This window comes from Streptomyces sp. NBC_00872, from assembly GCF_045161915.1.
In the GTDB taxonomy this organism is placed as follows: Bacteria; Actinomycetota; Actinomycetes; order Streptomycetales; family Streptomycetaceae; genus Streptomyces.
In genome coordinates this window covers 7,165,994-7,192,499 of the sequence record NZ_CP108806.1, presented here as the reverse complement: position 1 = coordinate 7,192,499, position 26,506 = coordinate 7,165,994, and the positions used below count along the sequence as shown (strand labels likewise).

Sequence of the window (26,506 nt, the reverse complement as noted above, 5' to 3'; positions counted from 1 at the left end):
TCCTGGGCGACGTCAGGACTCGTACCAGAAGACCCCGTCGGCCCCGTCGTTCGCGAGGGTCCGGGTCATGACGTTCCCGTCGTTCGCGTAGCGCCTGTGCGTGTCCGTGAGAAAGAAGTTGTAGGCGGACACGGGTGCCGTGGCGTCGCAGGCCAGGTCGGTGCGGATGCAGAAGCGGGCGACCGGGACGCCCGGGAACTTCTCGGGGCCGGGGCCGGGGGAGGTGAAGCCGAGAGCGCCCAGGCCCTTGGGCACCTTGGCCCACAGGCCGGTGCCGGGCTGCTTCGGGTCGGCGTACAGCATGCCGTTGACCAGTTCCCGCGGGATGTCGGTGCCGCCGTCGGCGATCGTCTCCAGTACCTGGTCGGCGGCCTGCGCGCCTTGGGAGTACCCCACGATCGTGAGGCGTGCGGCCGGGTCGTCACGGTGGGTCTCCTCGGCGGCGGCCAGGAGGTTCCTGTAGCCCTGCGCGACGCTGCTGTCGTAGCTCGGCGCGGTCAGGTCCGGCATGTTCTGCCCGTTGAGCCAGGGTCCTGCGCTGGCCGGGTAGCAGACCGGGACGGGGATGCCGCCGTCCAGGTGCTGGTTGGCGTAGTAGTACGTCGCGGTGCAGCCGGGCGCGGCCGTCGCGGAGCCGGTGCCGCCGAGTTCGAGGTAGTAGTGGTTGGGGGCCTCGGCGTGCGCGGCCGTGGGCGCGATGGCGGCGGCGGCCGTCATCGCCACCGTGAGCGCCACGGTCCTGGCGCGGCGTGTGAGTCGGTCGATGTTCCGCATTGGGTTCTCCCCCGGGGTCCGATGATCTGGTGGTCGCTGGTGGAACGGCCCTGACGTTAGGGAGGAGCGATGAAATCGTCGTGAAGCGCGATCCGGCGGACGCGCTGTCTCCGACGGGCCGGCCGGCCGGCGGCGGGGACTGTTCGGTGGGACCGGGCCAGGTGGTGCTGGAGCCGGGCGTGGCGGAACTGGTAGACCGCACCGGCCTGGCGCAGTACGCCGCGCCGGTAGGCATCGTCGAGGAAGGTGACGACGGCCCAGGGCAGACGTCCGGTCAAGGGCAGCCAGATCCGGGAGAGTACGAGCCACTGGCCCCAGGCGGTCATGGTGAGCGCGTATCCGAGGGCACCGCCGAGGCCGCTGATGGTCCCGAGTACGAGTCCGGCGGCGGGGTTCCAGACGAGCGGACCCAGTGACCCCTGCAGGAGGTCGACCACCGCTCCGGCTCCGAACCCGACCACCGACCCGAAGGTGGGCGCCCAGACGAGCAGTTGGGTGGTCACTGTGGCGCGGTTGGTCTTCAGGAGGCCGCGTGGGTGGACGGCGGAGCGGATGTCGAGGGGGGGTTTCCAGCAGGCCGAGGAGGCAGAAGGTGAATCCGGCGCCGGCGCTGAAGGCCAGGCCGTAGACGATCCCGTCGACAAGACCGACGTGCAGCACGGTCGAGAGGCTGGTCTTCCAGACGGGCTTGGTGTTCATCACACCGACGACGAGTCCGTAGCCGAAGCCGAAGACCAGTCCGCCCAGCATCCCGATGACCAGCCGGGGGCCGGTCCTCCACCGGATCGTCCCTGGCCCGCCGCGGATTCGCAGACGTACGACGGACGGTGTCAGCGGCATGTCCTTGACCGCGAACGTGAGCCAGTGCGCGAGCCCGAACATGAGTCCGGAAAGAAGTCCGACGGTCGTCCCGTCCACGATCGGGAACGGGAACGGGACGCCGAGGGCGATGACGATGGCGAAGTCGACGAGGCCGATGACCAGTCCTGTCACCACCGCGGTGACCAGGGTGCGGGTGGAGCGGCGCAGGCCGCTGCCGAGCCGCCACCAGGCAAGGTCGGGGGTTTCGAGGCGGTTGAGGTGGTCGGCGAGACAGCCGAGCCAGTGACGGGCGCGCTCGGGGTCGAAGGCGGGGCGAGGCCGGGCGCCCGGGGCCTGCGGGAGCCGCCGGCGGTAGACGGTGGGGATGAAGTTGTCCAGGAGATGGTCTTCCAGCTCCTCCCGGCCGCCGAATCGCCCGGTGTCGAGGAGTGCGGCCGGGTCGTGGTCGGGGGTGTCGCTGTAGATGGTGCGGGCGAGCGCGACCATCAGCGGGTTGGCCAGGACCTCGGCGAGGGGGTGTGCGGGCCGGCCCTCGTCCTGCGGCTGCCGGCGCAGTGCGGTCAGTACGGGCTTCCAGGCGTTCGCGGTGGGGTCCGCGCGGCCGGGCTTGCGGGTGGTGCGGGGGAGGTAGTTCTCCAGGTCGTCAAGGGTGAGGTCGGTGAGTTCGAACGCGGCGGCGGAGGTCAGCACATCGGTTTCGGCGACCGCGGCGGCGTATTCGGCGGGGCGGCTGGTGAGCAGCAGGGGGAGGGTGGTCGCGTTGAGGGCCTCCAGCGCGGGGCGGCGCAGACCGTCGGCCATCTCGTCGAAGCCGTCCAGGACCGGGAGTACGCGGCCGGACTCGACCAGGGCGGAGGCGAGGGTCGCCCCGCCGGGGCCCTGGGCGGCGTAGCCGGGGTGGTCGCGGGTCAGTTGGCTGGTCAGCCATTCCCGCAAGGTGACGGCGGTGGGGTTCCACGCGCCGATGCTGAAGATCACCGGGACGGGGTCCGCGGGGGTCCGTGACATGAGGAGGTCGAGGACGAAGCGCAGGGCCAGGATGGTCTTGCCGGAGCCGGATCGCCCCAGCACCACCAGTCGCCCGGACGGGATGCGCCCGTACCGCTCGGCGATGTCGTCCAGCCCGCCGTCCAGGTCCAGCGGGTCGGCCGCGGCTCCCGCCGGGAGACGGAGGATGTTGGCCCAGTGGTCGGTCAGCTCCTCGGGGGCCGCCCGCCAGCGGACCGGCAGCGGGAACGGGTCCTGGATCTGCCGGTGTTCCTCCTCGCGCTGCCAGCGCGCGGCCACGGCCTTCGCGAGTTGCTCGGTCGCGTCCGCCGACGCGTCATGCGCTGCCGACGCCGGTTGTCCTGAGGCCGGTTGTCCGGAAGGCGACTGTCCGGAAGGCGACTGTCCCGAGGCCGGCCGCGCCGGCCCTGGGTCCTCCGATCGTGCTTCCTCCGTGGCCGGTTCCGGGCGCAGGGCGGCGGAACCCGGTGCCTCCGCTGCCTCCGCGCCCGGTTCCCGCGGACCCGACTGCTCTTCGGATCCTGGTTCCTCCGGATCCGGCTCTCCCGTGGCGGAGTCGTCCCGCCGGCCGCCGGCCCTGTTCCGGCGGACGGCGGCGTCGAGTAACTCCTCGTGCTCCCGGGGCCGTAGCGGCAGCGCTTCGGCCAGCTCCTGCACCGTCGTCATGCGCGGGTTGGAGCGTCTGCCGGTCTCCAGGCCGCGGATGGTGCGCACACTCACCCCGGAACGCTCCGCCAACTGCTCCTGGGTCAGCCTCGCCCGGACCCGCAGCCGCCGCAGCACATCGCCGAACTCACCGGCCACAAATCACGGCCCTTTCCCCTGGGATATCGCCTTTTCGCAGGTGGGGGACTCTAGCGCGGCCACCGGCCACATATGACCGGTTCGATGTCCTGTCCACGGTTCCTCCACCGGGCCACCTTCGAAGGCATCGACGTGATCGACCGGGTCGAGCGGATCGACCGGTCCGGAGAACGGGGAACCGCCATGCCGACGATGACCGCCCCCCAGGGGCACCCGGGTGTCACGGCCCTCACCGCTCAGGAGCGCGAGGTGCTCCACGCGCTCGGATGCGGCTTGGAGGACGCCGAGATCGCCGACACCCTCGCCCTGCCCGAAGATGTGGTGGCCGGCCGGCTGGGAGGCGTCCTGGTGAAGCTGGGTCTGCGGAACCGGGCCGCCGCCATCGTGCACGCCTTCGACTGCGGTCTGGTCGTACCCGGCCTGGGTCCGCGCGGGCAGGCGGCGGTGCCGGGGGCCGCTTTCCCGGCACGGACGGGACCCGCATCCGGTCCATGGCTTCGGGTCTCCGTACTCGGCCCACTGCGGGTGCGGCTCGCCGGGCGGCCCGTGGACGTCGGCCCGGTCCGCCAGCAGGCCGTGCTGGCGGCGCTGGCGCTGAGCCCCGACCGGTCGGTCAGCCGGCGGCAACTGCTGGACGGCGTATGGGGGACGGAGTCGCCGGGCGGGAACGTCGTACCGGTCTATGTGTACCGGCTGCGCAAGAGCCTGCGCACCGGGGAGTGCCCGGACTCGGTGATCAGGCGCGACCGGTACGGCTACGGACTGGTCCGCGATGTGGTCGAGGTGGACGTGGCGTGCGTGGAGGAACTCGTCACGGCTGCCGGGGCGGCCGAGCGCGCCGGTGATCTGACCGAGGCGGTACGGCTGTGCTCCCGGGCGCTGGAGCTGTTCCGTGGTGAGCCCTTGGCCGGCCTGCCCGGCCCGTCGGCCGAGTCGGAACGGCTGCGGCTCACCGGGCGCAGGGTCGCCTTGGCGCAGCGGAAGGCGGACTGGCAGCTGGAACTCGGCCGGGTCGCCGAGGCGATCGCCGGACTGTCCGCCCTGGCCCTGGAAGAGCCGCTGAACGAACCGGTCGCCGCGCTGCTGATGCGCGCGCTGCGGCGCGGCGGCCGGCGGGCCGAGGCACTGGCCGTCTTCGACCGCACCGGCCGGCGGCTCGCGGACGAGCTGAGGGTGGCCCCGGGCGAACCGCTGCTGCGGGCTCGATGGGCGGTCCTGCGCGGGGACGACGCGGGCACCGGTCGCGGCCGGGCGGGTTCGGCGTGAGCGACGGGACATCCCGCGACCGCGACGAGGAGTTGCTGCTGGCGAGGATCTCCGCGGCGGCCGGCCGCGCACACCTCGGCAGGCGACGCGCCACCTATCGGGCGGAACCGTACGGAGCCACCGCACATGCCGGGCGGGGAGCGGCGACCCGATGGCAGGCGATCCGATGGCCGGCCATCCGGTGGCTTCGGCGGGCCGTCGCGGAGGCCGCGTCCCGCTCGCGGCGGGCCGACGGCAGGGCGGAAGCGAACACGGGCGCACGGCTGGACTTCTACGAGCACGGGATGACGGTCGCGATGACGGCCGCCGTCGACGGGCGGATCCATGTCATCCGCTACGACACCACCGTGGTGCGCCGGCGCAGAGTCCTGTCCCCGCAGGGCGTCGTCCGCGCCCATGTGCTCGTCGATGTCGAGGGTGAGCCGATCGTGCTGCGCGGCGGCGACTTCGGCCGCCCGGAGGTGTGGGGGCCCGAGATCCGCCGGGCCGTCACCGAGGCGCAGGTGCCGCGGGCCCTGGCCGCGCTGGCCGAGGGGGCGCGGCTCGTCTTCGGCCCCGTATGGATCACCAGGGACGAGATCGGCTCCAGGGAGACGTCCCTGCGATGGACGCGGGTCCAGCAGACGGAGATCTTGAACGGTTCCGTCGCGATCCGTGTCGCCGGGCGGTGGCAGGTGCTGGGATCCGTGGCGTCCGGGATCCCGAACGTCTTCGTCCTCCACGCCCTCGCCGGGCACCTGACCGGTGCAGAACGGGACGACGACTGAGGTACGGCCCCGTTTTCACGGCGATTTCACCGACCGCTCCTAGCGTCCGAGAACCGCGTGGCAGGCGGTTACGGCAGGCGGCCCTGACGGCACCGGGCTTCCAGTCCCACCGGGCACACCGACTCGCCCGAACACACCGAACACACCGAACACACTCAACGTACCCAACACATCCGGAGGTTGATCCATGTCTCTTTCCTTTCGGCCGAACCGACGCTCCGTTCTCAAGGCCGGTATGGGGCTCACACTCGCCGGAGCCGGTCTGCCGGCTGCCGCGACGCCTGCCGTGGCAGCCGTGGCGGCCGGGCAGCGCGGTACGCCGCTGTGCGACCAGGCCGGAGACTCGGCGAGTCAGCAGGGCCTGGGCTCCAGCGATCTCGGTATCCCGTACTACCGCGAGCACGACGGAAGCTGGGGCTATGTCTTCGGCGACTCGTGGACGGGGACGCGGCAGAGCGGCGACTACATCGGCTCCCCGGTGATGCTGAACCAGGCGGACTTCGACGCCTCCGGCGCGACACCGATCTCGTTCACCTGGGCCCAGCCGACCGGCGGCCGGGCGGGCCAGCTGTTCGATTACCGGCACGACACGGACAACGGGCACGGCTTCGAGGTGAGCCGTATCCCCAACGACTGCGTCGAGTTCGGCGGCCGCACCTACATCCAGTACACGTCCGTGGCCGTCTGGGGCCCGCCGGCCGGCTATGACGGTTCGCTGATGTCCGGTGTCGCCTACTCCGACGACTACGGGGTGACCTGGAACGACTACGACTACCACTGGGCCGGCGACACCCAGGGTACGAACCAGTCCCTGTACGGCATGTGGTCGTTCGCGGGCATCGACCCCGACGGCTGGCTCTACATCTTCTCCAAGCGCTGGAACGGCACCCACAGGAACACCGCCGACGGGGGAGCCATCCAGCTGTTCCGGATCCGGCCGGACGACTTCCGCGCCGGCGACTTCGGCGCTCAGCAGAACTGGGCCCATCTCGGCGGTTCCTGGCAGTGGACCACCGCGGCGCCGCCGTCGGTCATCCTGACCGGCCACAACACCGGCGAATTCTCCGTGAAGCGGATCGGCGGCACCTACTGCATGAGCTACTTCGACGTCGACATGGGCGCGATCTGCACCCGTACCGCTCCCCGCCCCGACGCCCCGTGGAGCATCCCGGTCCCGCAGATCACCGCCTTGACGGTGCCCAACCTCTACGGCGGCTACATCCACCCCGGCAGCGCGAGCGCGACCTCGCTGACCCTGCTCGTGTCGCAGTGGAACGGCACCCTGGGGCAGCCGTACAGGGTGCTGCAGTTCGACGGCATCAATCCGTGACCGGAGCGGGCGTCTCTTGCTCTGGGGCTCCTCAAATCGAGGGACGCCTCTCCCCTTCGGGCGATATACACGTTGACCCAGGAAATCGAGCGAACGCAGGGGTGCGCCAATGGAATTGGAACTGGCGGAACTGGCGGGTCTGGCCGCGTCGGCGGTGGTCAGCGGAGTGGCGACGGCCGGGTGGGAGGGAGCGCGGCAGGCGATCGGCGAGCTGTGGCGCCGGGTGCACCCCGAGCGGGCGGACACGGTGGTGGCCGAGCTGGGCGAGACACGCGACGAGGTGCTCGTGGCACGGCGGAACGGGGACGAGCGGGCCGAGCTGGAACTCGTCGGAGAATGGCAGGCGCGGCTGCGGCGGCTGCTGGTCGCCAATCCGGAGATGGTGCCCGAACTCCAGCGGCTGATCGACGAGTCGTGGCCCGCCGTCCGCGAGGAGGGACCTCGGGCCGGTGCCGTCACTCTGACCGCGAACGCGTCGGGGAGCTCCCACATCACCATGTCCGGGCGGGACATCAACATCACCAAGGGGTGATCGTTTGAGCTACTCCGGAAGGACCCCGGACGGTTCGGACCGCGACGCCGGCGGCAATGGCGACAGCGGGACACGAATCGATGTACGAGGGGACGGCCAGTCCCGGATCAGGGTGGCCGGCCGTGACATGAACACCACCTACTTCGTGAGTGCCTCGTCGGCGGCGCTCGCCGCGCTCGTGGGCCTCGTGATTCTCGTCGGCATGTGGCAGCCGTGGCAGGAGACGGCGTCGACCGGCGAACAGAACCGCGCGGACACCGGGATCGGTTCGGGTCCCTCCGGCGGGCCCTCCACGGACCCCGCGCCGTACCGGGAGCCGCCGCCCGCCGACGAGGACGACAAGGAGTCGGAGGACCCGGAACCCTCTCCCAGCCCCACCCCCACTCCCAGTGCCAGCCCCAGTCCCAGCCCCTCTCCGACCCCCGACCCGCCGGACCCGGTCGACGTGGCGTTCGCGTCCGCCCGCGTCGGCACCTGCCTCAACGTGTACGACGACGGCTGGGGCAAGCTGAACCACGACTGGCCTTTCGCGGTCGACTGCGGTGCGACCTTCGCCTTCTCGAAGGTGACCATGGTGACGACGTCCGCCTCGAACTGCCCGCAGGGCGCGGGCCGACGGGGCTGGGGTCATGTCAACGACGACGGATCTTCCATCGCGCTGTGCCTCGACCGCGTGTTCGCCGCGGGGCAGTGCTTCCCCGCGACACTGAGCAAGCAGGCCGACGGGTCCCTCCGCGGTGAAGGGCGGCTGTTCAGCGTCTGGGGCTGTGACCGGACGCAGGTGCCGAGCGGCCTGAACGCGATCATGACGATCACGGCGGTGCTGCGTGGGGGCGGCTGCCCTCAGCGGAACGACAGGCAGACGCTCTCCTGGCCGGTCTTCAACGGCGCGGGCAAGGTCTGCGCGGTGCAGAGGACGAACTGAGGGCGCTTTTCGCGTCGGGGCGGCCCGAACGGTTCTCGGGCCGCCCTTACCGTCCGGGTCGTCGGGGCCGTCGGGGCCGCTCGTACCGTTCGGGCCGCCCGTACCGTCCGGGCTGTTCGGGCCGTCCCCGAAGCGGGCGGAGACCGGCGTGCCCCCGGGGACCCATTGTCCGGGGGGATTTTTGCCATGTACCGTTCAAGGGCTCGTCACCCAGCGGCGGTTCGTCCGATGGTCTACGCGCGCAGAGTTTCCCCGCACGCCCACCCCCCTCGTACACGGAGGTTTGACGGATGCTCGGATCAGGGATTTCCCGTCGTCGCAGACTCATCGGCGTCACAGTCGTTCTCGGTGCCCTCGCCGGCGGTACCGCCGCCCAGGCCGCGCAGGCCGTCCCCGCGCCCCAGGGCGCCCAGGCGGCGCCGGCCGCCGCCGCGGCGGCCACCCATCGTGTGCTGTTCGACAACGCCCATGCCGAGACGGCCGGCAACGCCGACTGGATCATCAGCACCAGCCAGCCCGATCCGCTGGGACAGAACCCCTCTCCCTCCTCCGACACCTCCTGGACCGGCGCCCTCTCCTCCTGGGGCGTGGCGCTCCAGCGGACCGGCGACTACAGCCTCAAGACGCTGCCGTCCAGCGGCTCGATCACCTACGGCACAACGAGCGCCACCGACCTGAAGAACTTCGACAGCTTCGTCCTGCCGGAGCCGAACGTTCTGCTGACCTCGGCCGAGAAGACCGCGGTGATGAAGTTCGTACAGGCCGGCGGCGGTCTCTTCCTGATCGCCGACCACACCGGCGCGGACCGCAACAACGACGGTGAGGACGCCGTCGAGATCATCAACGACCTGATGAGCAACAACAGCGTCGACAGCACCAACCCCTTCGGCTTCTCCGTCGACACCCTCACCGTCGGCTCCGACTACCCCACCGCGATCAACGACAGGACCAACCCGGTCCTGCACGGTTCCTTCGGTACGGTCACCAAGAGCCTGATCGCCAGCGGCACCACCGCCACCCTCAGGCCCGCCGACAACCCCAACGTCAAGGGCCTCGTCTACCGGACCGGCTACTCGGGCAACACCGGCGCGTTCTTCGCCACCAGCACCTTCGGCAGCGGCCGGGTCGCGTTCTGGGGCGACAGCTCCCCCATCGACGACGGCACCGGCCAGTCGGGCAACACGCTGTACGACGGCTGGCGGGACTCCGGCGCCACCAATCCCGCGCTCGCGCTCAACGCCACCGAGTGGCTCGCCTCCGGGACCACCGGCGGCGGGGACGACGGGGGCGACGGCGGTGACGGCGGCACCTGCACCGCCGCCCAGCTGCTGGCCAACCCCGGCTTCGAGTCCGGCACCGCCTCGTGGTCGGCCACCAGCGGTGTGATCACCAACAGCAGCTCGCAGCCCGCCCGCACCGGCTCGTACAAGGCCTGGCTCGGCGGTCGCGGTTCGGCCCGCACGGACACCGTCTCCCAGTCCGTCTCCGCCCCGTCCGGCTGCGCCGCGACCTTCAGCTTCTATCTGCACATCGACACCGCGGAGACCGGCACCACCGCCTACGACACCCTCAAGGCGCAGGTGGTGAACAGCTCGGGCACGGTTCTCGCCACCCTGGCCACCTACTCCAACCTCAACGCCGCCTCCGGCTACACCCGGCGCAGCTTCGATCTGAGCGCCTATGCCGGTCAGTCCGTGACGGTCAAGTTCACCGGTGTCGAGGGCACCAAGCTCCAGACCTCCTTCGTCATCGACGACACCGCCCTCAATGTGAGCTGACGCGCGTGAGCTGACTCGTATGGGCCGGTTCGCGTGAACCGGCCCATATGAACCGGCGCCCTTCGGACGAACGCGGACCGCCCGGTCCGGACACTCGCGCGGAACGGGACCGCCCGTATCCCGCGAGTGTCGGGAACCGGGCGGCCAGGTCCTGTCCGGCGGAGTGGTTCCACAACGGCCGGTGGCACACTGGTGGCCTGTTGTCCGAAGGAGCCCCGCCGTGCCGATCATCCGCAATCTCCACCGTGCGGTGAGCCGCGCCTACCGCCGGAAAGTGGATCTGAGCCACCCGGCCCGCTCCCCGCTGGGCAGCACGGTGGTCAACTGCGTGATCTACGAGGAGGGCGCGCGGCAGCCCGACGCCGGCTCGGCGGACGAGGCCCTGCGGCAGGTACGCAAGTCCGGCAAGGGCTTCGTCTGGATCGGACTCTTCGAGCCCTCCGGCACGGAGTTCGCCTGGATCGCCGAGCTGTTCGATCTGCATCCGCTGGCGGTCGAGGACGCGGTGCTCGCCCATCAGCGCCCCAAGGTGGAGCGGTACGACGAGACGCTGTTCGCCGTCTTCAAGACCTGCCACTACGTCGAGCACAAGGAACTCACCGCCACCAGCGAGGTGGTGGACACCGGGGAACTCATGATCTTCACCGGTACCGACTTCGTGATCACGATCAGACACGGCGGGCACGGTTCGCTCGGCCCTCTCCGGGAAGCCCTGGAGGCCGTCCCCCAGCAGCTGGCCAAGGGCCCCGCCGCCGTACTGCACGCCATAGCCGACCAGGTCGTCGACGACTATCTCGCCGTGGCGGACTCCGTGCAGACCGACATCGACAACGCCGAGGCCGAGGTCTTCAGCGAGCACGCCAGTCGCAGCGACGCGGGCCGTATCTATCAGCTCAAGCGTGAACTGCTGGAGCTCAAGAGGGCGGTGGCACCGCTGGACCGGCCGCTCCACGCGCTGGCCACCAAGCCGCTGCCGCCGGTCGGCCCGGACATCCAGCCGTACTTCCGTGACGTCGCCGACCATCTGGCCCGGGTCACCGAGCAGATCACCTCGTTCGACGCCCTGCTCGACTCGATCCTCCAGGCCCATCTCGCCCAGGTGACCGTCGCCCAGAACGAGGACATGCGCAAGATCACGGCATGGGCGGCGGTGATCGCCGTACCGACGATGGTCTGCGCGGTGTACGGCATGAACTTCGACCATATGCCGGAGCTGCGCTGGACCTATGGCTATCCCCTGGCCCTGGGGGTCATCGCCGTCGCCTGTCTCGTGATCCACCGCAGCTTCCGCCGCAACGGCTGGCTCTGATCCTGCCGGGCGCGTCCGCCCGTCCTCCGCGCGAACCGGTCTCCGTGCCGACCGGTCTCCGTGGCACGCGCGCCGACATGCATGGCGATTTGTCCGAGTATCTAATGGACCGTATGCCCGTCATCGAGAAGTCGGTGGACGTCGACGTTCCCATCCGGACCGCCTACAACCAATGGACGCAGCTCGAAAGCTTCCCCCGCTTCCTGGAGGGGGTGGAGAGCATCGACCAGCCCCAGCGCACCCTGACGCACTGGATCGCCCGGGTCGGCGCGGTCACCCGCGAGTTCGACGCGGAGATCGTGGAACAGCGGCTCGACGAGTGTCTGACCTGGCTGATGCTGACCGAGCCCCGGCACAAGGGCACCATCGCGTTCGAACCCCTCGGCTCCGGGCGCACACGGGTGAGCCTGCGGCTGGACCTCGCGCCGAGCGGGATGTTCGGAAGGACCGGGAGCGCGCTGAACCTCGTAGAGCACCGGGTTCACCGGGGCATGGAGGCCTTCAAGGAATTCATCGAGGGACACGGGCGGGAGACCGGCAGCTGGCGGGGTGAGATCCGGGACGGCCGGGTACGGCCGGACCCCGCTCTGGGCGGCCCACGGGTTCCGACCTGGCCCACGGGCTGAGTGTGGCCGCGCCGTACCGCCCGAGCCGTGGCACGTGACTGCCCCTGGCACGTGACCGCCTGTGGCACCTACCCGCCCGTGGCACGGCCCCGACGGGTGCGGTGCCGAGCGAAAGGCTGACGCTTGTGCAGAGAAAACCACCGGTCGCCGACCCGAGCGGTGACGACCCGCGTATCACTCCGCCCAAGACCTGGGCCACGGGTGTGCCCGCGGTGGTGCACGCGATGGAGTACTCACTGGAGGAGACCACGGTCCGGCGCACGGGCCTGACGCTGCTCAACATGAACCAGACCAAGGGGTTCGACTGTCCGGGCTGCGCGTGGCCGGACCCCGTACCCGGGCATCGCCACCGGAACGAGTACTGCGAGAACGGCGCCAAACACGTCAATGACGAAGCCACGTCACGGCGGCTCACCGCTTCGTTCTTCGCGCGGTATTCGGTCGGTGAGCTGGCCGGGAAGTCGGACCGATGGCTCAACCAGCAGGGGCGGCTCACCGAACCCCTGGTGAAGCGGGCCGGTTCGGACCACTACGAGCCCGTCAACTGGAGCGAGGCGCTGGGTCTGCTGGCCGAGGAGCTACGACGGCTGGACTCCCCCGACGAAGCCGTCTTCTACACCTCGGGACGGGCCGGCAACGAGGCCGCGTTCGTGTTTCAGCTCTTCGCGCGCGCCTTCGGCACCAACAATCTGCCGGACTGTTCCAACATGTGCCACGAGTCGAGCGGTGCCGCGCTGCACGAGACGCTGGGCGTCGGCAAGGGGGATGTGAGCCTGCGGGACATCCACCACTCCGATCTGGTCTTTCTGGTGGGCCAGAATCCGGGCAGCAATCATCCGCGGATGCTCACCGCGCTGGAGCGGACCAAGCTCAACGGCGGACATATCGTCGCCGTGAATCCACTGCCGGAGGCGGGACTCATCCGGTTCAAGCATCCGCAGGAGGTCCGCGGTGTGATCGGCCGGGGCACCCGGATCGCCGATCAGTTCCTGCATATCCGGGTCGGCGGCGATCTCGCCTTCTTCCAGGCGCTGAATCTGCTGCTGCTGGAGGCCGAGGACGCCCGTCCCGGCACGGTGCTCGACCATCGGTTCATCGAGGACCACACCAGTGGCTTCACCGAATTCGCCGGGCATCTCCGACGGCTGTCCTGGGACGATGTGCGAACGGCCAGCGGACTCACGCGCGCGGAGATCGAGAAGGTACGCGACCTGGTGCTCCGCAGTGAACGGATCATCGTCTGCTGGGCGATGGGTCTGACACAGCAGAAGTACGGGGTGCCCACGATCCGGGAGATCGTCAATTTCCTGATGCTGCGCGGCAATATCGGAACACCTCGGGCGGGTGCCTGCCCGGTGCGCGGCCACAGCAATGTGCAGGGCGATCGCACCATGGGAATCTGGGAGAAGATGCCGCCGGCGTTCATGGACGCCCTGGGGCGCGAATTCTCGTTCACCCCTCCGGCCGAGCACGGCTGGGACACGGTGGATTCCATCCGGGCCATGCTCGACGGCCGCGCGAAGATCTTTCTGGCCCTGGCCGGCAATTTCGTACGGGCGACACCCGACAGCCGGACGACCGAGAAGGCCATGCGCAAGTGCCGTCTCACGGCGCATATCTCGACCAAGCTGAACCGCTCGCACACGGTCTGCGGTGAGATCGCGCTCATTCTGCCGACGCTGGGCCGCAGTGAGAAGGACAGACAGGCCGGTGGTGAGCAGTTCGTCACCGTCGAGGATTCGATGAGCCAGGTGCACGCCTCGTACGGGCGTCTCGAACCGGCCTCCAAGAAGCTGCTCAGCGAGGTGGCCATTCTCAGCAGACTCGCCCGCCGCACCCTCGGTGAGAGGAAAGCGGGCGACAGGAAGGCGGATGTGCCCTGGGACGACTTCGAGGCGGACTACAACCAGATCCGGCAGCGGATCGCCCGTGTCGTGCCGGGGTTCGACAATTTCAACGAGCGCGTGGTCAAGCCGGGAGGATTCGTCCTGCCCAACCCGGTGAACGAGGGCGTGTTCCCCACCCCGAGCGGCAAGGCGCTCTTCACCACGAACGAGTTGCGGATGCTGCCGGTTCCGGAAGGGCATCTGCTCCTTCAGACATTGCGCTCGCACGACCAGTGGAACACCATCCCGTACACGCTGGACGACCGCTACCGCGGAATCCACGGGTCCAGAAGGGTCGTGCTCGTGAACCCGGCCGACCTCAGGGAACTCGGTCTCGACGACGGCGACCGGGTCGATCTCGTCGGGGTGTGGCACGACGGCGTCGAGCGGCGTGCCGACGATTTCCGGCTCGTCTCGTATCCGACGGCACGGGGGTGCGCCGCCGCGTACTACCCGGAGGCCAATGTGCTGGTACCCCTGGACAGCGTCGCGGAGGTCAGCAACACCCCGACGTCGAAGGGGGTCGTCGTCCGCCTCGAACCCTGTTCGCGGCGGGTGGTGAGCTGACCGTACGGACCGCCCCGGGGCCCGGTGTTCCGGGGCGGTCCGTGTTCCACCGGGCGGCTCCCGCTCCATTTGCGGGGCTGACGGGTGCACAGCATCATCGAATTGACCTGACTCCCCTCCGGAGTGGAGCGCCGATGAGCGTCTCGTTCGCCACGACCACGTTCGCGCCCGTCGTGCTGGGATTCTTCGGCCTCGGTACCGGCTATCTCATCTACGGACCGCAGGAACTCTTCCGGTTCCCGGAGCGGAACACCTCGGTCGACCGGGCGAGCGGGGTCTGGGGAATCTGGCTGCCGGGTTTCTGTCAGTTCATCACGGGCGTCTATCTGTTCGTCGCCCTCGCCTGGTTCGAGACTCTGAAGGAACCGGCCCTCTATACGGCGGCGCTGGCCTTCTCGGCGTACGGCATCCACTGGTTCGCGATGGGCTGGAACCGCTATCAGGGAAATGACGTCCGTCCGAACGGATTCATGTCGATCGCCTTCATCATCATCTCGGTGCTGGGCATGGTGGTCTTCTTCTCGGCCGACTCCTGGCCCCTGGGGGTGCTGTTCGCCGGACTGACCGGGGTCTATGTCGGCGAGTTCTTCGCCAGCTTCCGGATCGGGGCACGGACGCGGCCCGCTGGAACCTCCAACGAGAAGGCGCCGGCGGTGATCAATCCGGGTGAGCGGGCGCTCGGGTTCTTCCATGTCCTCACCGGGCTGTGGCTGATGTATCTCACCTTCGCCACCACGCTCAACATCTCACTGCACTACTCGCTGCCCGGGAGCTGATCGTCTCTACGGGACGGAGGCGGGCTCCTCAGGGGCGGCCTCGGGGGCGGCCTCGGCGGCGCCCGCGCGGGTGCGCAGACCGAACGCGCTGATCAGTGTGGCGATCACGGCCGCGACCAGGGGGACGACCAGGGCGGCCTGATACCCGTCGAGCCGCGCCGCCGGGGACGAGCCGTCCGTCGCCGCGATATTGACCGCTGCCACGGAGGAGAGCCCCAGCGCCGCTCCGAACTGGAAGGAGGTGTAGAGCAGACCGCCGGCGACGCCCTGTTCCTCCTCCGCGATGCCCTCGGTGGCGACGATGGTCAGCGGACCGTACGCGAGGGAGAAGGCCAGTCCCAGGACGATCAGGCTCGGGAACATGGCCGCGTACGTCCAGTCCGCCCGGACCGGCAGGAAGAGTGCGTACGACAGCGAGGCCAGGACCAGTCCGCCGAAGATGACCCGGGCGTTGCCGAACCTCTCGACCAGCCTGGGGGTGAGCGTCGGTGAGAGAACGGCGTCGACGCCGATCACGATCATCGCGAAACTGGTCTGGAGCGTCGACCAGTCACGTAGCTCCTGGAGATACAGGACGACGATGAACTGGAAGCCGAAGAACCCGGCGGCGAAGAGCAGTCCGGCGATATTGGAGCGGACGAGCGCGGCGTTGCGGAAGATGCCCGGACGCACCAGCGGCGAGGCCGACGAACGCTCGATGGCGGTGAACGCGGTGAACAGCAGCAGACTGGCCGCGACCGTGCCGGCCGTCCAGATCGGCGCCGTGTGCGTGGCGCGCTCCACCGCGAACACCAGCAGCAGGATGGCGCCCGTCACGGTGATCGCGCCGCCCGCGTCGACGGACCGCCCGTCGCGGTCGGGGCGGGCCGGCCTGGGGATCAGGGCGAGCGCGGTGACCAGGATGAGCAGGGAAAGGATCACGGGGGCGAAGAACACCCAGCGCCAGTCGACCGCGGCCAGGAGGCCGCCGACGACCAGACCGACGGAGAAGCCGCCGGCGGCGGTGCCGGAGTAGACGAGCAGGGCCTTGTTGCGCCTCGGCCCCTCCTCGAAGCTCGTGGTGATGATCGACAGACCGGCCGGGGTCATGAAGGCCGCCGCGACGCCGGTCACGAACCGGGCGAGGACAAGCATCCACCCCTCGGTGGCGAAACCGCCCAGTCCGGAGAAGAGCAGGAAGACGACCAGCCAGCACAGAAACATCCGGCGGCGTCCGAACAGATCGGCGGCCCGGCCGCCGAGCAGCATGAAGCCGCCGTAGCCGAGCACATACGCGCTCATGACCCACTGGAGTGTGCCCGTGGACATGTCCAGGTCCTCGCGGATCGACGGGAGCGCCACATTGAGCATCGCCACGTCGATGCCCTCCAGGAAGATCGCGCCGCACAGCACGAACAGCACGCCCCAGGCGCGCCCGGTCATACGGTCGGTACCGCTGCCCGACGGGGATCGCAGGGTGGACACAGATGTCTCCTCGTACGCATGGGAAAGGTGGAAGAGATCCGTCCGCGCACGCGGCGCGTCGGCGGTTACGCGGAAGCCTGCCGGTTCCCACTTGTAACCGTCTGAATCCTCGGGCAGGCTGACGGGCCATGGAAGAAGGCACTTCGAAGTCACCGACGCACTGCGCGGATACCGACGGGGACTACGGCATCCTCCAGTGGGACACGCGCGAAGGCTGCGAGGTACGGCAGATCCTCGACCGCGTCGCGGACAAGTGGTCGCTGCTGGTCATAGCGCTCCTGGAACGCCGGACCCTGCGCTTCACGGAACTGCGCAACAGGATCGAGGGCATCAGTCAGCGCATGCTGACGGTGACCCTGCGTCAGCTCGAACGTGACGGGCTCGTCCGGCGGACCGTCCACCCTGTCGTTCCGCCGCGCGTCGACTATGAACTGACCCCTCTCGGGGCGACGCTCCATGCCACGATCCAGGCCCTGGTGACATGGACGGAGGAGCACCAGCACGAGATCGCGGTCGCCCGCACCGAGTACGACCACCGGCTGGAGTACGGCAAAGAGGCTTCCTGATCCGCCGTCAGGGCCCGGAACGCACGAGTGCCGGCCGTGTGGCACGGCCGGCACTCGTTCCGGTGGGGCGGATCGGACGCTCAGGTACGGGGGGCCGCTATGAGGGCCGTGGTCTCCATGGGGAGTTCCGCGATGCGCTCGACGTCGAAGCCGGCCCGGTCGAGAAGTGTCCGGAACTGGTCGACGGAGCGGTGCCGGCCGCCGTTGGTCATCAGCAGATGGAGATCCCACAGCGCGGGCAGCACCGTGGAGTCCTTGTCGGTCACGGTGCGGTCGAGTACGAGCAGCCGGGACCCGGGGCCCGCCATGGCGAGCCGGCAGTGCTGGAAGGCCGCCACGACGGCGTCGTCGGACCAGCCCGCGAGCACCCGGCAGAAGAGATAGACGTCGCCGTCCGGCGGCACGGCCTTGAACATGTCCCCCGCGTGGAGCTCGACCCGGTCGAGACCGACGGTGCCGGAGAGATAGTCGCGGGCGATGGGTATCACATGGTCACGGTCGATGAGCGCGCCGCGGGCATCGGGGGCGGCCTCAAGAATGACGGAGAGAAGGTGGCCGTTGCCGCCACCGCAGTCGACGACGGTCTTGCCGCCGGAGAAGTCGAAGATCTCCGGCACGTAGTCGAAGAAGAGATTGCCGGCCTTCATGGTCCGCTGGAACCGGACGGCCAGGTCGGCGTGGCCGTCGAGATACGAGTAGAGGGGCTGTCCGTAGGCGAGTTCGAAGCCCGCGGTCAGGGTGGTGAAGCACTCCACCGCGTTGCCCCAGGCGGTGTAGAACTCCTCGCCGTAGAGGAGACACATGTCGCGCAGGGTCCCCGGCCGGTCCAGGAGCGCCTCGGCCACCGGTGTGTTCCGGTAGCCGGACTCGTGATCCCCTTCGAACACGCCCATCGCCACCAGGAGACGCATCATCCGGCGGATGCCCTCCTCCTCGGCGCCGGTGGCCTCGGCGAGTTCACCGCTGGTGGTGCGGCCGGCTTCGATGTGATCGGGCAGACCGAGCTTCGCGGCGGTGTGGACGGCCTGTGCCCGCCAGCCCCCGGTGATCAGCTCGACTACTTCTTGGGCCGCCTTCAGATCGGCTTTCACTGCGAACTCTCCAGGATGTCGGGGGGTCACTCCGTCGTGTTTTCACCGGGCCGTCGTGTTCTTCACCGGGCCGTCGTGTCTTCACCGGGCCCCGGGCCTCAGGTGGGAATCTCGCCCCGCCGGATCACCGGAATCTCTATGCCCAGCGCACGGAGCTGGTTGTACGGGTTCATGAATTCCCGGTTCTGCACGATCTTGCCGTCGTCGAGCAGGAACGAATGGATGAAGTGGTTCTTGTAGTGGCCCGGCGGATATCCGGGGAAGAGAATCGCGCCCTCACCGTCGCACTCGACCCAGAACCGGTTGGGATCCTGTGTCTCGAAGATCTCGACGTTGTACCAGACCCAGTCGGGGAAGCATTCCAGCGACCACGCGCCGTGCGCCTTCAGCTTGTCGAGACCGCGCGAGACGATCGGCTCCTCGGTGTCGGCGGTGTACAGGCCGCCACTGCCTTCCTCGGTGAACAGGAGATAGCGGCTCAGCCGCCCCTCGCCCTTCCTGCTCATATAGTCCTCGACCACGGCCCGGTTACGGCGCCGCAGTTCCGCTTCGTCGTCGGACGCCGGTTTGCCGACGGTGGCTTCAGTCATTGCCGGACCTCACAGGGGGACGATGGCGGGTGGCGCCAGGAATTCACTGGCGACTTCCGAGCACCTTATCCGGGCCATCGGGTGTCCAACCGGCGATTTCCTCCCGTTGGACACCCGTATCACGTATCCACATCTTTTGCCGTCCCGCACTTGGACGGACGGCGAATTCTTGCGGGCTCCCTCTTCAGCCCAGTATTTTGCGGGAATGCATGATTATGTAGTGGCCGATGTCTTCACCGACGAACCTCTCTCCGGAAATCCGCTGGCCGTCTTCCTCGACGCCGCCGACCTGTCCACCGCGCAGATGCAGCGACTGGCCCGGGAACTGAATCTCTCGGAGACGACATTCGTCCTTCCGCCCCAGGACGGCGGGGACGTACGGGTCCGTATCTTCACCCCGGTGAACGAGCTGCCGTTCGCCGGCCATCCGGCACTGGGCACCGCGATCGTGCTGGGCGCGACCACCCGGCAGGACCGGCTGCTGATGGAAACCGCCGTGAGTACCGTTCCGTTCGTGTTCGACCGGGGCCCGGACGGCGGGATCCGCTCGGCGTGCATGCGGCAGCCGATCCCGACCTGGGAGCCCTACGCGGAGGTCGACGAGCTGCTCGACGCGCTCGGTGTGAAGTCCTCCGTCCTGCCGGTGGAGGTCTACCGCAACGGGCCGCGCCATGTGTTCGTCGGACTCCACAGTGTGGAGGCACTGTCCGAGGTGCGGCCCGATCTGCGGGCGCTGGCCAGGCATCACGACATGGCGGCCAACTGCTTCGCGGGATCCGGGAGCAGTTGGCGGACGCGGATGTTCTCGCCCGCCTACGGTGTCGCCGAGGACGCGGCGACGGGATCGGCCGCCGGACCGCTCGCGATACATCTGGCACGCCACGGGCTGATCCCGTTCGGGCGCCGGATCGAGATCTGCCAGGGCGTCGAGATGGGCCGCCCCTCCACGATGCTCGCCATCGCCGACGGCGCCGGTGAGCGGGTGGAGATGGTGGAGGTGGCGGGCTCCGCGGTGATCGTGGCCCGGGGGACCTTCCAGGTGTGAGGACCGTCGTGGTCCGCGGCGGAGTCGGGCGCCGCGGACCGGACCTCGCGGATCACGTCTCGTAGACCAGTCCGAGGCCGGACAGCGCCGCTCTGTCGTACGCGCCCTCGACCGTGGCCTCGACCTCGAACCGCACCCGCTCGGTGGGCGGATAGCCGATCAGACGGGCGGCGCGGTGCGGCGGCAGCGACTGCTGCTCGCCGGCTTCCGCCGATTCCCAGAGCATCACCGCTCCCCAGCGGTTCCCCGGGCGGTCGGAGATCCAGAACTTCAGCCGCAGGCCCTTGACCGAGGTCCACTGCGGCACTCCGTCACCGCCCCGCAGATACTCCCGCAGCGAGTCGATGGTCTGCTCGGACCCGGTCAGATCCCACCAGGCGATGGTGACGTTCACGCGCGGAGCACCTCTTCCATATGAGTGGCCCAGATTCGCCGCCCGTCCCGGGTGAGCACCGATTCGGCGTGGAACTGCATCGAGGTGAAACGGGGTCCGCGCAGCGCGTGCACCTCACCGTTCCCGGCGTCCCGGCCGACCTCGACCCGGCCGATACCGGGGACATCGATCTCGTCCGTGTCGCAGCGGGCGGCGAAGGTGTTGTAGAACCCGGCGAGTACGCGCGTGCCGAACAGATCGATCTCACGGCGGGTGCCCTGGCGGCAGTCGTCGCAGCGCGTCACGTCCAGACCGAGGCGCCGGCTGAGCACCTGGTGGCTCAGACAGACCGCGAGGAACGGAAGGCGCCGTTCCAGCAGGGTGCCGATCGCCGTGTGCAGATGGGCGATCCTGGGATCGCCGCCGTCGTTGGGATCGCCCGGTCCCGGACCCATGACGACCAGCTCGTACTCGTCGAGGGAGTACTCCTCGTCGAACCGGCGTACCGTCACCCGCGTTCCCAGGGAGCGGAGCTGATGCCCGATCATCGCGGTGAAGGTGTCCTCGGCGTCGACGACCAGTACGCGACGGCCGGCCAGGGCCGGTGAGGGCCGCTCCCGGGCCGCCGGGCCCGCCCGGCCGGCGGGGCCGTCGGCGAGCCAGAACCGGGCGAGGTCCTCGTTGCGACTGGCCAGCGCCGACCGCACGGCGGGATGGTCACCGAGGCGCCCCTGCCGGTCGCCTTCCAGTGCGGAGAGCAGTCCGGCCGCCTTCGCCCTGGTCTCGGCGGCCTCGGAGACGGGGTCGGAGTGGCGTACGAGTGTGGCGCCCACGCCGATGTCCACCCGGCCCGCGCGGTCGATGTCCGCGGTACGGATCAGAATGGCGGAGTCCAGGGACCGCGCGCCGTCCTCCCGGCCGATCAGGGCCATGACACCGCTGTAGTATCCGCGCCCCTGCGGCTCGTACCGGCTGATGACCCGGCAGGCGCTCTCCAGCGGGCTCCCGGTCACCGTCGGCGCGAAGAGCGTCTCGCGCAGGATCTCCTGCGGTTCCCGGTGGGAACGGCCCTCGATGAGGTACTCGGTGTGCGCGAGCCGTGCCATCTCCTTCAGCCGCGGACCCACGACCCGCCCGCCGGAGTCGCAGACGCGGGCCATCATCTTCAGCTCCTCGTCCAGCACCATGTACAGCTCGTCGCTCTCCTTCTCGTCGGAGAGGAACTCCAGTACGTCGGAGAGCACCGGGCCGCCCTCGGGGTAGCGGTAGGTGCCGCTGACGGGGTTCATCACGGCCGTGCCCGCGCGCAGGCTGATATGCCGCTCCGGGGTGGCGCCGACGAAGGTACGGGCCCCGGTGTGCACGATGAACGTCCAGTACGCGCCCGACTCGCGGGCGCACAACCGCCGGAAGAACGCGAGCGCGTGGGCCGGGTCGTACCCCTCGATGTCCGCGACGAACGAGCGCTTGACGACGAAGTTCGCGCCCTCGCCGGTGCCGATCTCGTCCGCGACGACCCTGCGGACGATCTCCGCGTACTCCTCGTCCGCGATGTCGAATCCGCTGTTCGCGAGGGTGATCGGGACATCGGGGATACGGCTCAGCACCTCGGGCAGCGGCAGCACGGCCTGTTCCGTCACCCGCAGCGCCAGCAGTGGTGCCCCGTCGTCGACACAGGCGAAACCGCGTTCGGCGATCTGGCGGTAGGGGATGATCACCAGAACGTCCTGGCCCTGTCCGCGGGAGTCCGCGGGTACGGGGATCTGGGCGAGGGTGGCCGGCTCCGACAGTTCGCCGAGCAGTACGTCCAGCCGGCCCCGGCCGGTCGTCTCCGGGCGGTGCAGCAGCGCGAAGGGCGGCGGCCGGTCGGCCAGCACCCGGGCCAGCAGGTGATCCCCGGTCATGACAGAACCTGTCTGTGGGTGAGCACCATGGCGCAGCGCTGCGCCGCGTACTCCAGCGCCATGCGATGGTGGCGCCGCGAGAAGTCCCCTATGGCGTCGGCCACCAGAAACGGCTGGATGTCATGGGTGAACGCCTCCACCGCGCTCGCCAGCACCCCCACATGCCCGTACACACCGCAGACGAGAAGCTGGTCGCGCTCCTGTGCCCGCATCCAGTCGAGCAGATCGGAGCGGTGGAACGCGCTGTAGCGCCATTTGGTGAGCCGCCGGTCGTCCGGGCCGGGGGCCAGCGGCTCCACCACCTCCCGGTCCGCCGGGTCCGTACGCATCCCGGGGCCCCAGAAGTCCTTGAGCAGACCCCGCTGTTCGTCGGTCATGCCTCCGGGCTGCGCCGTGTACGCCACGGGTACGCCCAGCTGACGGCACCGGTCGAGGAGTCCGGCGGCGTTCCGTACGAGCGGGTCCCGCACGCTCTCGGGGAACGGGCGCAGGAAGTACCGCTGCATGTCGTGGACCAGCAGTACGGCACGGCGGGGATCGGCGGTCCAGCGGGCGGAGTTGGCGGGGAGATCGGCGGCGCCGGGTAACGTGTAGGGCGTTATGGGGGGAATGCCGGGCATGAGTGGCTCTCTCCTTGAAGAAGGCTTGAGTACCGGCCGGGAAGAACGTCTCGAACGTCGTGGCGCGGGGCGCAATCGCTGGGACCGGACAGGACCTATGCCGAGTGGGGGGCTTTACGGGCCAGTTGCTCGGCGACCACCCGCCAGCCTCTGGCGTACTCCATCGCCGCGTTGGCGATGGCGCGCCGGCGGTGGGCGGGGACGCTGTTCGCGAGGGTCGCCCACTTCTCGCTGCTCATGGCGTGGGCCTCCATCAGCCGCAGCAGGGTGCGCCCGTTCTCGCTGTAGCGGAGCGAGGGATCCGTCCTGAGCCGCTGGACCACCGTGGCGCGGTCCGCGGACTCCTGGCCAGGCCCGGAACCGGCGCGCGCGTCGCCGGAGGCCGGGAGCGGGAGCGAGGGCGGAAGCGGGGACGGAAGCGGGAGCGAGGACGGAAGCGAGGGCGCCTCGCCCGTCCATCGCCCTTCGTCGGGCTCCCGTTCGACCGGGCCCTCCTCACGGAGCAGCCGGGCGCGGACCGACCGTGCCGTCTCCGGTGAGATCCCCACCGCCTTGGCGATCTGGCGGAGGGACAACTCGGGGTTGCGCAGGATCAGTTCGGAGGCGAGCCGGCGTTTCTCCATGGCGTCGGTGGGCCGGACCCGGCCGTCCCTGCCGATCCTGCTGTCCGGCCGGCGCGTCGTCTCGGCGGGGTGCCGGCGACGCACCTCGGCGACCGTCTTGGCGGAGAGTCCGGTGACGGAGGCAGTTAATCGGTCGGACCACTGGGGGTGCGAGGCGATGATGCGCGCGGCGGCGGCCTTGCGGTCGGCCACGGAGAGCGGCAGCCCGCCCGTCAGATTCGCCTGCACCGCGAGCACGAATGCCTCGGCCTCGTCGCCCTCGAACATCCGGGCAGTGATGAACTCCTGCTTGCGCAGTTCGGCGGCGCGAACCCGGTGCAGACCATCGACCACGCGCATGGTCGCGCGGTGCACGACGATCGGCGGGAATTCGCCCGGGGCACCGGCCAGCATTCTGACATGCTCCGGATTCTCCCCCGCGGTTCGCGGTGTGTCGGCGGTCACCAATGACCCGATGACCACCTTGACCACCGGTCCCAGCGTCTTCCGCCGGCGTCCCGGAATCGCGCCCCTGCGTTCATAGGAAAGGCCGCTCTCTCTTCCGAGAGGACCGGCCGTTGAATTCTTCACCATTTACACCCCAACCATCGCAAGGAAATGAGATAAACCTCCGATGAAGATCCGCCGCAAACACTAGGGACTGAATGTCGAGAACGTCAATGTCACAAACGTGGCAGACGGTGCACGCCATCGTGCACACAGGGTGGGCGGCCGTGCCACGTCTGCGGTTCGGTGGAAATTTCGCTCCGGTTCGACAGAAATCCATCCCCGTACGGATACCTGGGCGGACCGCAAGAGACATAACGGCAAAGATTTCGGCAATGGAATCGCGCATTCCGGCAGAGCACCGGTTCTTTCGGTACCGGGACAGCGGTCCGCGACCGCCCCTACGGGATACGGGCGGTCGCGGAAATACGGCGGTGTGCCACTGCTCAGGTCTGCCAGGGAAAATACCGGACCAGCAGGCCGTCCAACTGGCGATTTTCCTCGGCTGGACAGCGTACGGCCGTCGGCGCCGTTCACCGGATCGACCCTGGACAGGCCTCGACGCACAGTGATAAAAGAATTCAAGCAGTCAGGCCAGGTACCGCCATCGCTTTTCGGAAGCATTTCCGCTCCCCTGTTTCTTCCCTGCTTCGCGAGGCTCCCCCCGACGGGATCAGCACCGTCGCACTGCTACCAGGAGTGACCGCTTATGTGTGGAATCGCCGGCTGGGTCTCCTACGACTCCGATCTGAGACAGCGCCGCGATGTACTGGCCGCGATGACCGACACCATGGCCTGCCGGGGCCCGGACGACGCGGGCGTCTGGCTCCGGCCGCATGTGGGACTGGGCCATCGGCGTCTGGCGGTCATCGACCTCGCCGGCGGCAGGCAGCCGATGGAGGTACGGACACCCAGCGGCACCGTCGCCCTGGTCTACACCGGCGAGGTCTACAACTTCACCGAGCTGCGGGCGGAGCTGGAGAGCAAGGGGCACCGGTTCCGTACCGCCAGTGACACCGAGGTGGTCCTGCTCGGCTATCTGGAGTGGGGCGAGGGCCTGGCCGAGCATCTCAACGGCATGTTCGCCTTCGCGATCTGGGACGAGCGCGAGGACAAGCTGCTCATGATCCGCGACCGGCTGGGGGTCAAGCCCCTCTACTACTACCCGACCCCCGACGGCGTCCTGTTCGGCTCGGAGCCGAAGGCGATCCTGGCCAGTCCGGCGGCGCGCAGGGCGGTCGACACCGCCGGTCTGCGCGAGCTGATCGCGTTCACCATGACGCCGGGCTGGGCCCTGTGGAAGGACATGTACGAGGTCGAGCCCGCCACCGTCGTGACCGTCGACGCCCGGGGCATCCGCACCCGCGTCTACTGGAGACTCGACGCCACGGAGCACACGGACGACCAGGAGACGACGGTGGCCAGGGTCGGTGAGCTGATGACCGACATCGTGCGCCGCCAGCTCGTCGCCGATGTGCCCCAGTGCGTACTGCTCTCCGGCGGCCTGGACTCCAGCGCGGTCACCGGGCTCGCCGCGGCCCGGCTGGCGGAACAGGGCGAGCGGCTGCGTACGTTCTCGGTGGACTTCGCCAACAGGGAGGAGACCTTCCGGGCCGACGAGAACTGGGACAGCCCGGACACTCCGTACATCCGCGATGTGGTGGAGCTGGTCGGCTCGGAACACCGCTTCGTGACGCTCAGCCCGCACGAGCTGACCGACCCCGCGCTGCGCCGGGCGGTGATCACCGCACGCGATATGCCGGTCGGTCTGGGCGAGACGGACACCTCGCTGTATCTGCTGTTCAAGGCCATCCGGGCGGAGTCGACGGTGGCCCTGTCGGGCGAGTCGTCGGACGAGGTGTTCGGCGGCTACCGCTGGTTCCACGACCCCGTCGCGGTCAACGCGCCCACCTTCCCCTGGCTCGCCTACCGCAGCCCGATGAGCCAGGACCGGGCCGCGGCGATCCACCCGGATCTGCGCCGCACCCTCGATCTCGACACCTATGTCGCCGACCAGTACGCGACGGCGGTGGCGGCGGTCGAGCACCTCCCGGGGGCCGGCGCCCACGAGCGGCGGATGCGTACGATCGGCAATCTGCATCTGACCCGGTTCGTACGGATGCTGCTCGACCGCAAGGACCGGGTGTCGATGGCGGTCGGACTTGAGGTCCGGGTCCCGTTCTGCGACCACCGGCTGGTCGAGTACGTGTACAACACCCCGTGGTCGCTGAAGAGTTTCGACGGCAGGGAGAAGAGCCTGCTGCGGCACGCCACCGCGCATGTGGTGCCGCCGTCGGTGCAGGGCCGGCTGAAGAGTCCCTATCCCTCCACCCAGGACCCCGGGTACGGAGCCGCTCTCCAGCAGCAGGCGAAAGAGGTGCTCGCCGACCACGACCACCCGGTGTTCACCCTGATCGACCGGGCCTGGCTGACCGATGCCGTCGGGCGGAACGTCACGATGCCGAGCGGCGACCGGCGCGGTCTGGAACGGGTGCTGGACCTGTACCACTGGTTCGACCTCTACCAGCCCGAGATCCATCTCGGCTGAGACACCGGTCCGCGCCCCCGTGGCTC

At 69.3% G+C, this 26,506-nt stretch carries 21 protein-coding genes; 13 read left to right on the top strand and 8 right to left on the bottom strand.

The window, feature by feature from the left end; all coding sequences use genetic code 11:
* Positions 1-12: 12 nt before the first annotated feature.
* The gene (locus OG214_RS30750) at positions 13-3,408 is read right to left on the bottom strand and encodes a helix-turn-helix domain-containing protein (RefSeq protein WP_405986563.1); all 3,396 of its coding nucleotides are present in this window, start codon (positions 3,406-3,408) and stop codon (positions 13-15) included.
* Positions 3,409-3,591: 183 nt separating this feature from the next.
* Here OG214_RS30750 and OG214_RS30745 point away from each other — a divergent pair, with 183 nt between their 5' ends.
* From OG214_RS30745 to OG214_RS30700, 10 genes are all read left to right on the top strand, one after another.
* Positions 3,592-4,674 carry a BTAD domain-containing putative transcriptional regulator gene (locus tag OG214_RS30745; RefSeq protein ID WP_405987665.1) on the top strand — a complete coding sequence of 361 codons (1,083 nt, stop codon included), beginning with the start codon at positions 3,592-3,594 and terminating at the stop codon, positions 4,672-4,674.
* A complete protein-coding gene (locus OG214_RS30740) occupies positions 4,671-5,441 on the top strand; it encodes a DUF6585 family protein (RefSeq protein WP_405986562.1) in 771 nt (256 codons plus the stop codon). The genes OG214_RS30745 and OG214_RS30740 overlap by 4 nt, the downstream gene beginning before the upstream one ends.
* 187 nt (positions 5,442-5,628) lie before the next feature.
* Entirely contained in the window at positions 5,629-6,771 is a 1,143-nt protein-coding gene (locus tag OG214_RS30735; RefSeq protein WP_405986561.1) for a DUF4185 domain-containing protein, read from the top strand.
* A gap of 109 nt (positions 6,772-6,880) precedes the next feature.
* Positions 6,881-7,303 (top strand): hypothetical protein, encoded by a 423-nt coding sequence (locus OG214_RS30730; protein ID WP_382849089.1) that lies wholly within the window; start codon positions 6,881-6,883, stop codon positions 7,301-7,303.
* A 4-nt stretch (positions 7,304-7,307) separates the two neighbouring features.
* Positions 7,308-8,228 carry a hypothetical protein gene (locus OG214_RS30725; protein WP_405986560.1) on the top strand — a complete coding sequence of 307 codons (921 nt, stop codon included), beginning with the start codon at positions 7,308-7,310 and terminating at the stop codon, positions 8,226-8,228.
* A 290-nt stretch (positions 8,229-8,518) separates the two neighbouring features.
* The gene (locus tag OG214_RS30720; RefSeq protein WP_405986559.1) at positions 8,519-10,006 is read left to right on the top strand and encodes a hydrolase; all 1,488 of its coding nucleotides are present in this window, start codon (positions 8,519-8,521) and stop codon (positions 10,004-10,006) included.
* Positions 10,007-10,232: 226 nt separating this feature from the next.
* Positions 10,233-11,315: a magnesium and cobalt transport protein CorA gene (locus tag OG214_RS30715; protein ID WP_382850167.1), complete on the top strand. Its 1,083-nt coding sequence runs from the start codon at positions 10,233-10,235 to the stop codon at positions 11,313-11,315.
* A 113-nt stretch (positions 11,316-11,428) separates the two neighbouring features.
* On the top strand, positions 11,429-11,941 hold the full coding sequence (locus OG214_RS30710) for an SRPBCC family protein (RefSeq protein ID WP_363080441.1): 513 nt from the start codon (positions 11,429-11,431) through the stop codon (positions 11,939-11,941).
* 224 nt (positions 11,942-12,165) lie between these two features.
* On the top strand, positions 12,166-14,394 hold the full coding sequence (locus OG214_RS30705) for an FdhF/YdeP family oxidoreductase (RefSeq protein WP_405987664.1): 2,229 nt from the start codon (positions 12,166-12,168) through the stop codon (positions 14,392-14,394).
* 134 nt (positions 14,395-14,528) lie between these two features.
* Entirely contained in the window at positions 14,529-15,170 is a 642-nt protein-coding gene (locus OG214_RS30700; RefSeq protein WP_363080443.1) for a hypothetical protein, read from the top strand.
* A 6-nt stretch (positions 15,171-15,176) separates the two neighbouring features.
* Here OG214_RS30700 and OG214_RS30695 read toward each other — a convergent pair whose 3' ends face one another.
* Positions 15,177-16,592, bottom strand: a complete 1,416-nt coding sequence (locus OG214_RS30695) for an MFS transporter (RefSeq protein ID WP_405987663.1) — start codon at positions 16,590-16,592, stop codon at positions 15,177-15,179.
* A 170-nt stretch (positions 16,593-16,762) separates the two neighbouring features.
* Between OG214_RS30695 and OG214_RS30690 the strand changes: the two genes are divergently transcribed.
* Positions 16,763-17,200, top strand: coding sequence for a winged helix-turn-helix transcriptional regulator (locus tag OG214_RS30690; protein ID WP_405986558.1), 438 nt, complete (start codon positions 16,763-16,765; stop codon positions 17,198-17,200).
* A gap of 80 nt (positions 17,201-17,280) precedes the next feature.
* Here OG214_RS30690 and OG214_RS30685 read toward each other — a convergent pair whose 3' ends face one another.
* Both OG214_RS30685 and OG214_RS30680 read right to left on the bottom strand, forming a co-directional pair.
* A complete protein-coding gene (locus OG214_RS30685; RefSeq protein WP_363080445.1) occupies positions 17,281-18,291 on the bottom strand; it encodes a methyltransferase in 1,011 nt (336 codons plus the stop codon).
* A gap of 98 nt (positions 18,292-18,389) precedes the next feature.
* Entirely contained in the window at positions 18,390-18,881 is a 492-nt protein-coding gene (locus OG214_RS30680) for a PhzA/PhzB family protein (protein WP_363080446.1), read from the bottom strand.
* A gap of 205 nt (positions 18,882-19,086) precedes the next feature.
* Between OG214_RS30680 and OG214_RS30675 the strand changes: the two genes are divergently transcribed.
* A complete protein-coding gene (locus OG214_RS30675) occupies positions 19,087-19,926 on the top strand; it encodes a PhzF family phenazine biosynthesis protein (RefSeq protein ID WP_405986557.1) in 840 nt (279 codons plus the stop codon).
* 52 nt (positions 19,927-19,978) lie between these two features.
* Here the strand turns inward: OG214_RS30675 and OG214_RS30670 are convergent, their stop codons facing one another.
* The 4 genes from OG214_RS30670 to OG214_RS30655 form a co-directional block, all read right to left on the bottom strand.
* Positions 19,979-20,320 (bottom strand): hypothetical protein, encoded by a 342-nt coding sequence (locus tag OG214_RS30670; RefSeq protein WP_363080448.1) that lies wholly within the window; start codon positions 20,318-20,320, stop codon positions 19,979-19,981.
* A complete protein-coding gene (locus OG214_RS30665; protein WP_405986556.1) occupies positions 20,317-22,203 on the bottom strand; it encodes an anthranilate synthase family protein in 1,887 nt (628 codons plus the stop codon). Before OG214_RS30665 ends, OG214_RS30670 begins: the two co-directional genes overlap by 4 nt.
* Positions 22,200-22,823 carry an isochorismatase family protein gene (locus OG214_RS30660; protein WP_363080450.1) on the bottom strand — a complete coding sequence of 208 codons (624 nt, stop codon included), beginning with the start codon at positions 22,821-22,823 and terminating at the stop codon, positions 22,200-22,202. Before OG214_RS30660 ends, OG214_RS30665 begins: the two co-directional genes overlap by 4 nt.
* 95 nt (positions 22,824-22,918) lie before the next feature.
* Entirely contained in the window at positions 22,919-23,917 is a 999-nt protein-coding gene (locus OG214_RS30655; protein WP_405986555.1) for a ParB and winged helix-turn-helix domain-containing protein, read from the bottom strand.
* A 724-nt stretch (positions 23,918-24,641) separates the two neighbouring features.
* On the opposite strand from OG214_RS30655, the gene asnB reads away from it, so the two are divergent.
* Positions 24,642-26,480: an asparagine synthase (glutamine-hydrolyzing) gene (asnB, locus tag OG214_RS30650; RefSeq protein WP_405986554.1), complete on the top strand. Its 1,839-nt coding sequence runs from the start codon at positions 24,642-24,644 to the stop codon at positions 26,478-26,480.
* The last annotated feature ends 26 nt before the right edge of the window (positions 26,481-26,506 follow it).

Coding starts and splice junctions, on each gene's coding strand:
- OG214_RS30745 (WP_405987665.1), top strand. CDS start 3,592: ATGCCGACGATGACCGCCCCCCAGGGGCACCCGGGTGTCACGGCCCTC.
- OG214_RS30735 (WP_405986561.1), top strand. CDS start 5,629: ATGTCTCTTTCCTTTCGGCCGAACCGACGCTCCGTTCTCAAGGCCGGT.
- OG214_RS30730 (WP_382849089.1), top strand. CDS start 6,881: ATGGAATTGGAACTGGCGGAACTGGCGGGTCTGGCCGCGTCGGCGGTG.
- OG214_RS30720 (WP_405986559.1), top strand. CDS start 8,519: ATGCTCGGATCAGGGATTTCCCGTCGTCGCAGACTCATCGGCGTCACA.
- OG214_RS30710 (WP_363080441.1), top strand. CDS start 11,429: ATGCCCGTCATCGAGAAGTCGGTGGACGTCGACGTTCCCATCCGGACC.
- OG214_RS30705 (WP_405987664.1), top strand. CDS start 12,166: ATGGAGTACTCACTGGAGGAGACCACGGTCCGGCGCACGGGCCTGACG.
- OG214_RS30700 (WP_363080443.1), top strand. CDS start 14,529: ATGAGCGTCTCGTTCGCCACGACCACGTTCGCGCCCGTCGTGCTGGGA.
- OG214_RS30695 (WP_405987663.1), bottom strand. CDS start 16,592: ATGACCGGGCGCGCCTGGGGCGTGCTGTTCGTGCTGTGCGGCGCGATC.
- OG214_RS30690 (WP_405986558.1), top strand. CDS start 16,763: ATGGAAGAAGGCACTTCGAAGTCACCGACGCACTGCGCGGATACCGAC.
- OG214_RS30680 (WP_363080446.1), bottom strand. CDS start 18,881: ATGACTGAAGCCACCGTCGGCAAACCGGCGTCCGACGACGAAGCGGAA.
- OG214_RS30675 (WP_405986557.1), top strand. CDS start 19,087: ATGCATGATTATGTAGTGGCCGATGTCTTCACCGACGAACCTCTCTCC.
- OG214_RS30665 (WP_405986556.1), bottom strand. CDS start 22,203: ATGACCGGGGATCACCTGCTGGCCCGGGTGCTGGCCGACCGGCCGCCG.
- OG214_RS30660 (WP_363080450.1), bottom strand. CDS start 22,823: ATGCCCGGCATTCCCCCCATAACGCCCTACACGTTACCCGGCGCCGCC.
- asnB (WP_405986554.1), top strand. CDS start 24,642: ATGTGTGGAATCGCCGGCTGGGTCTCCTACGACTCCGATCTGAGACAG.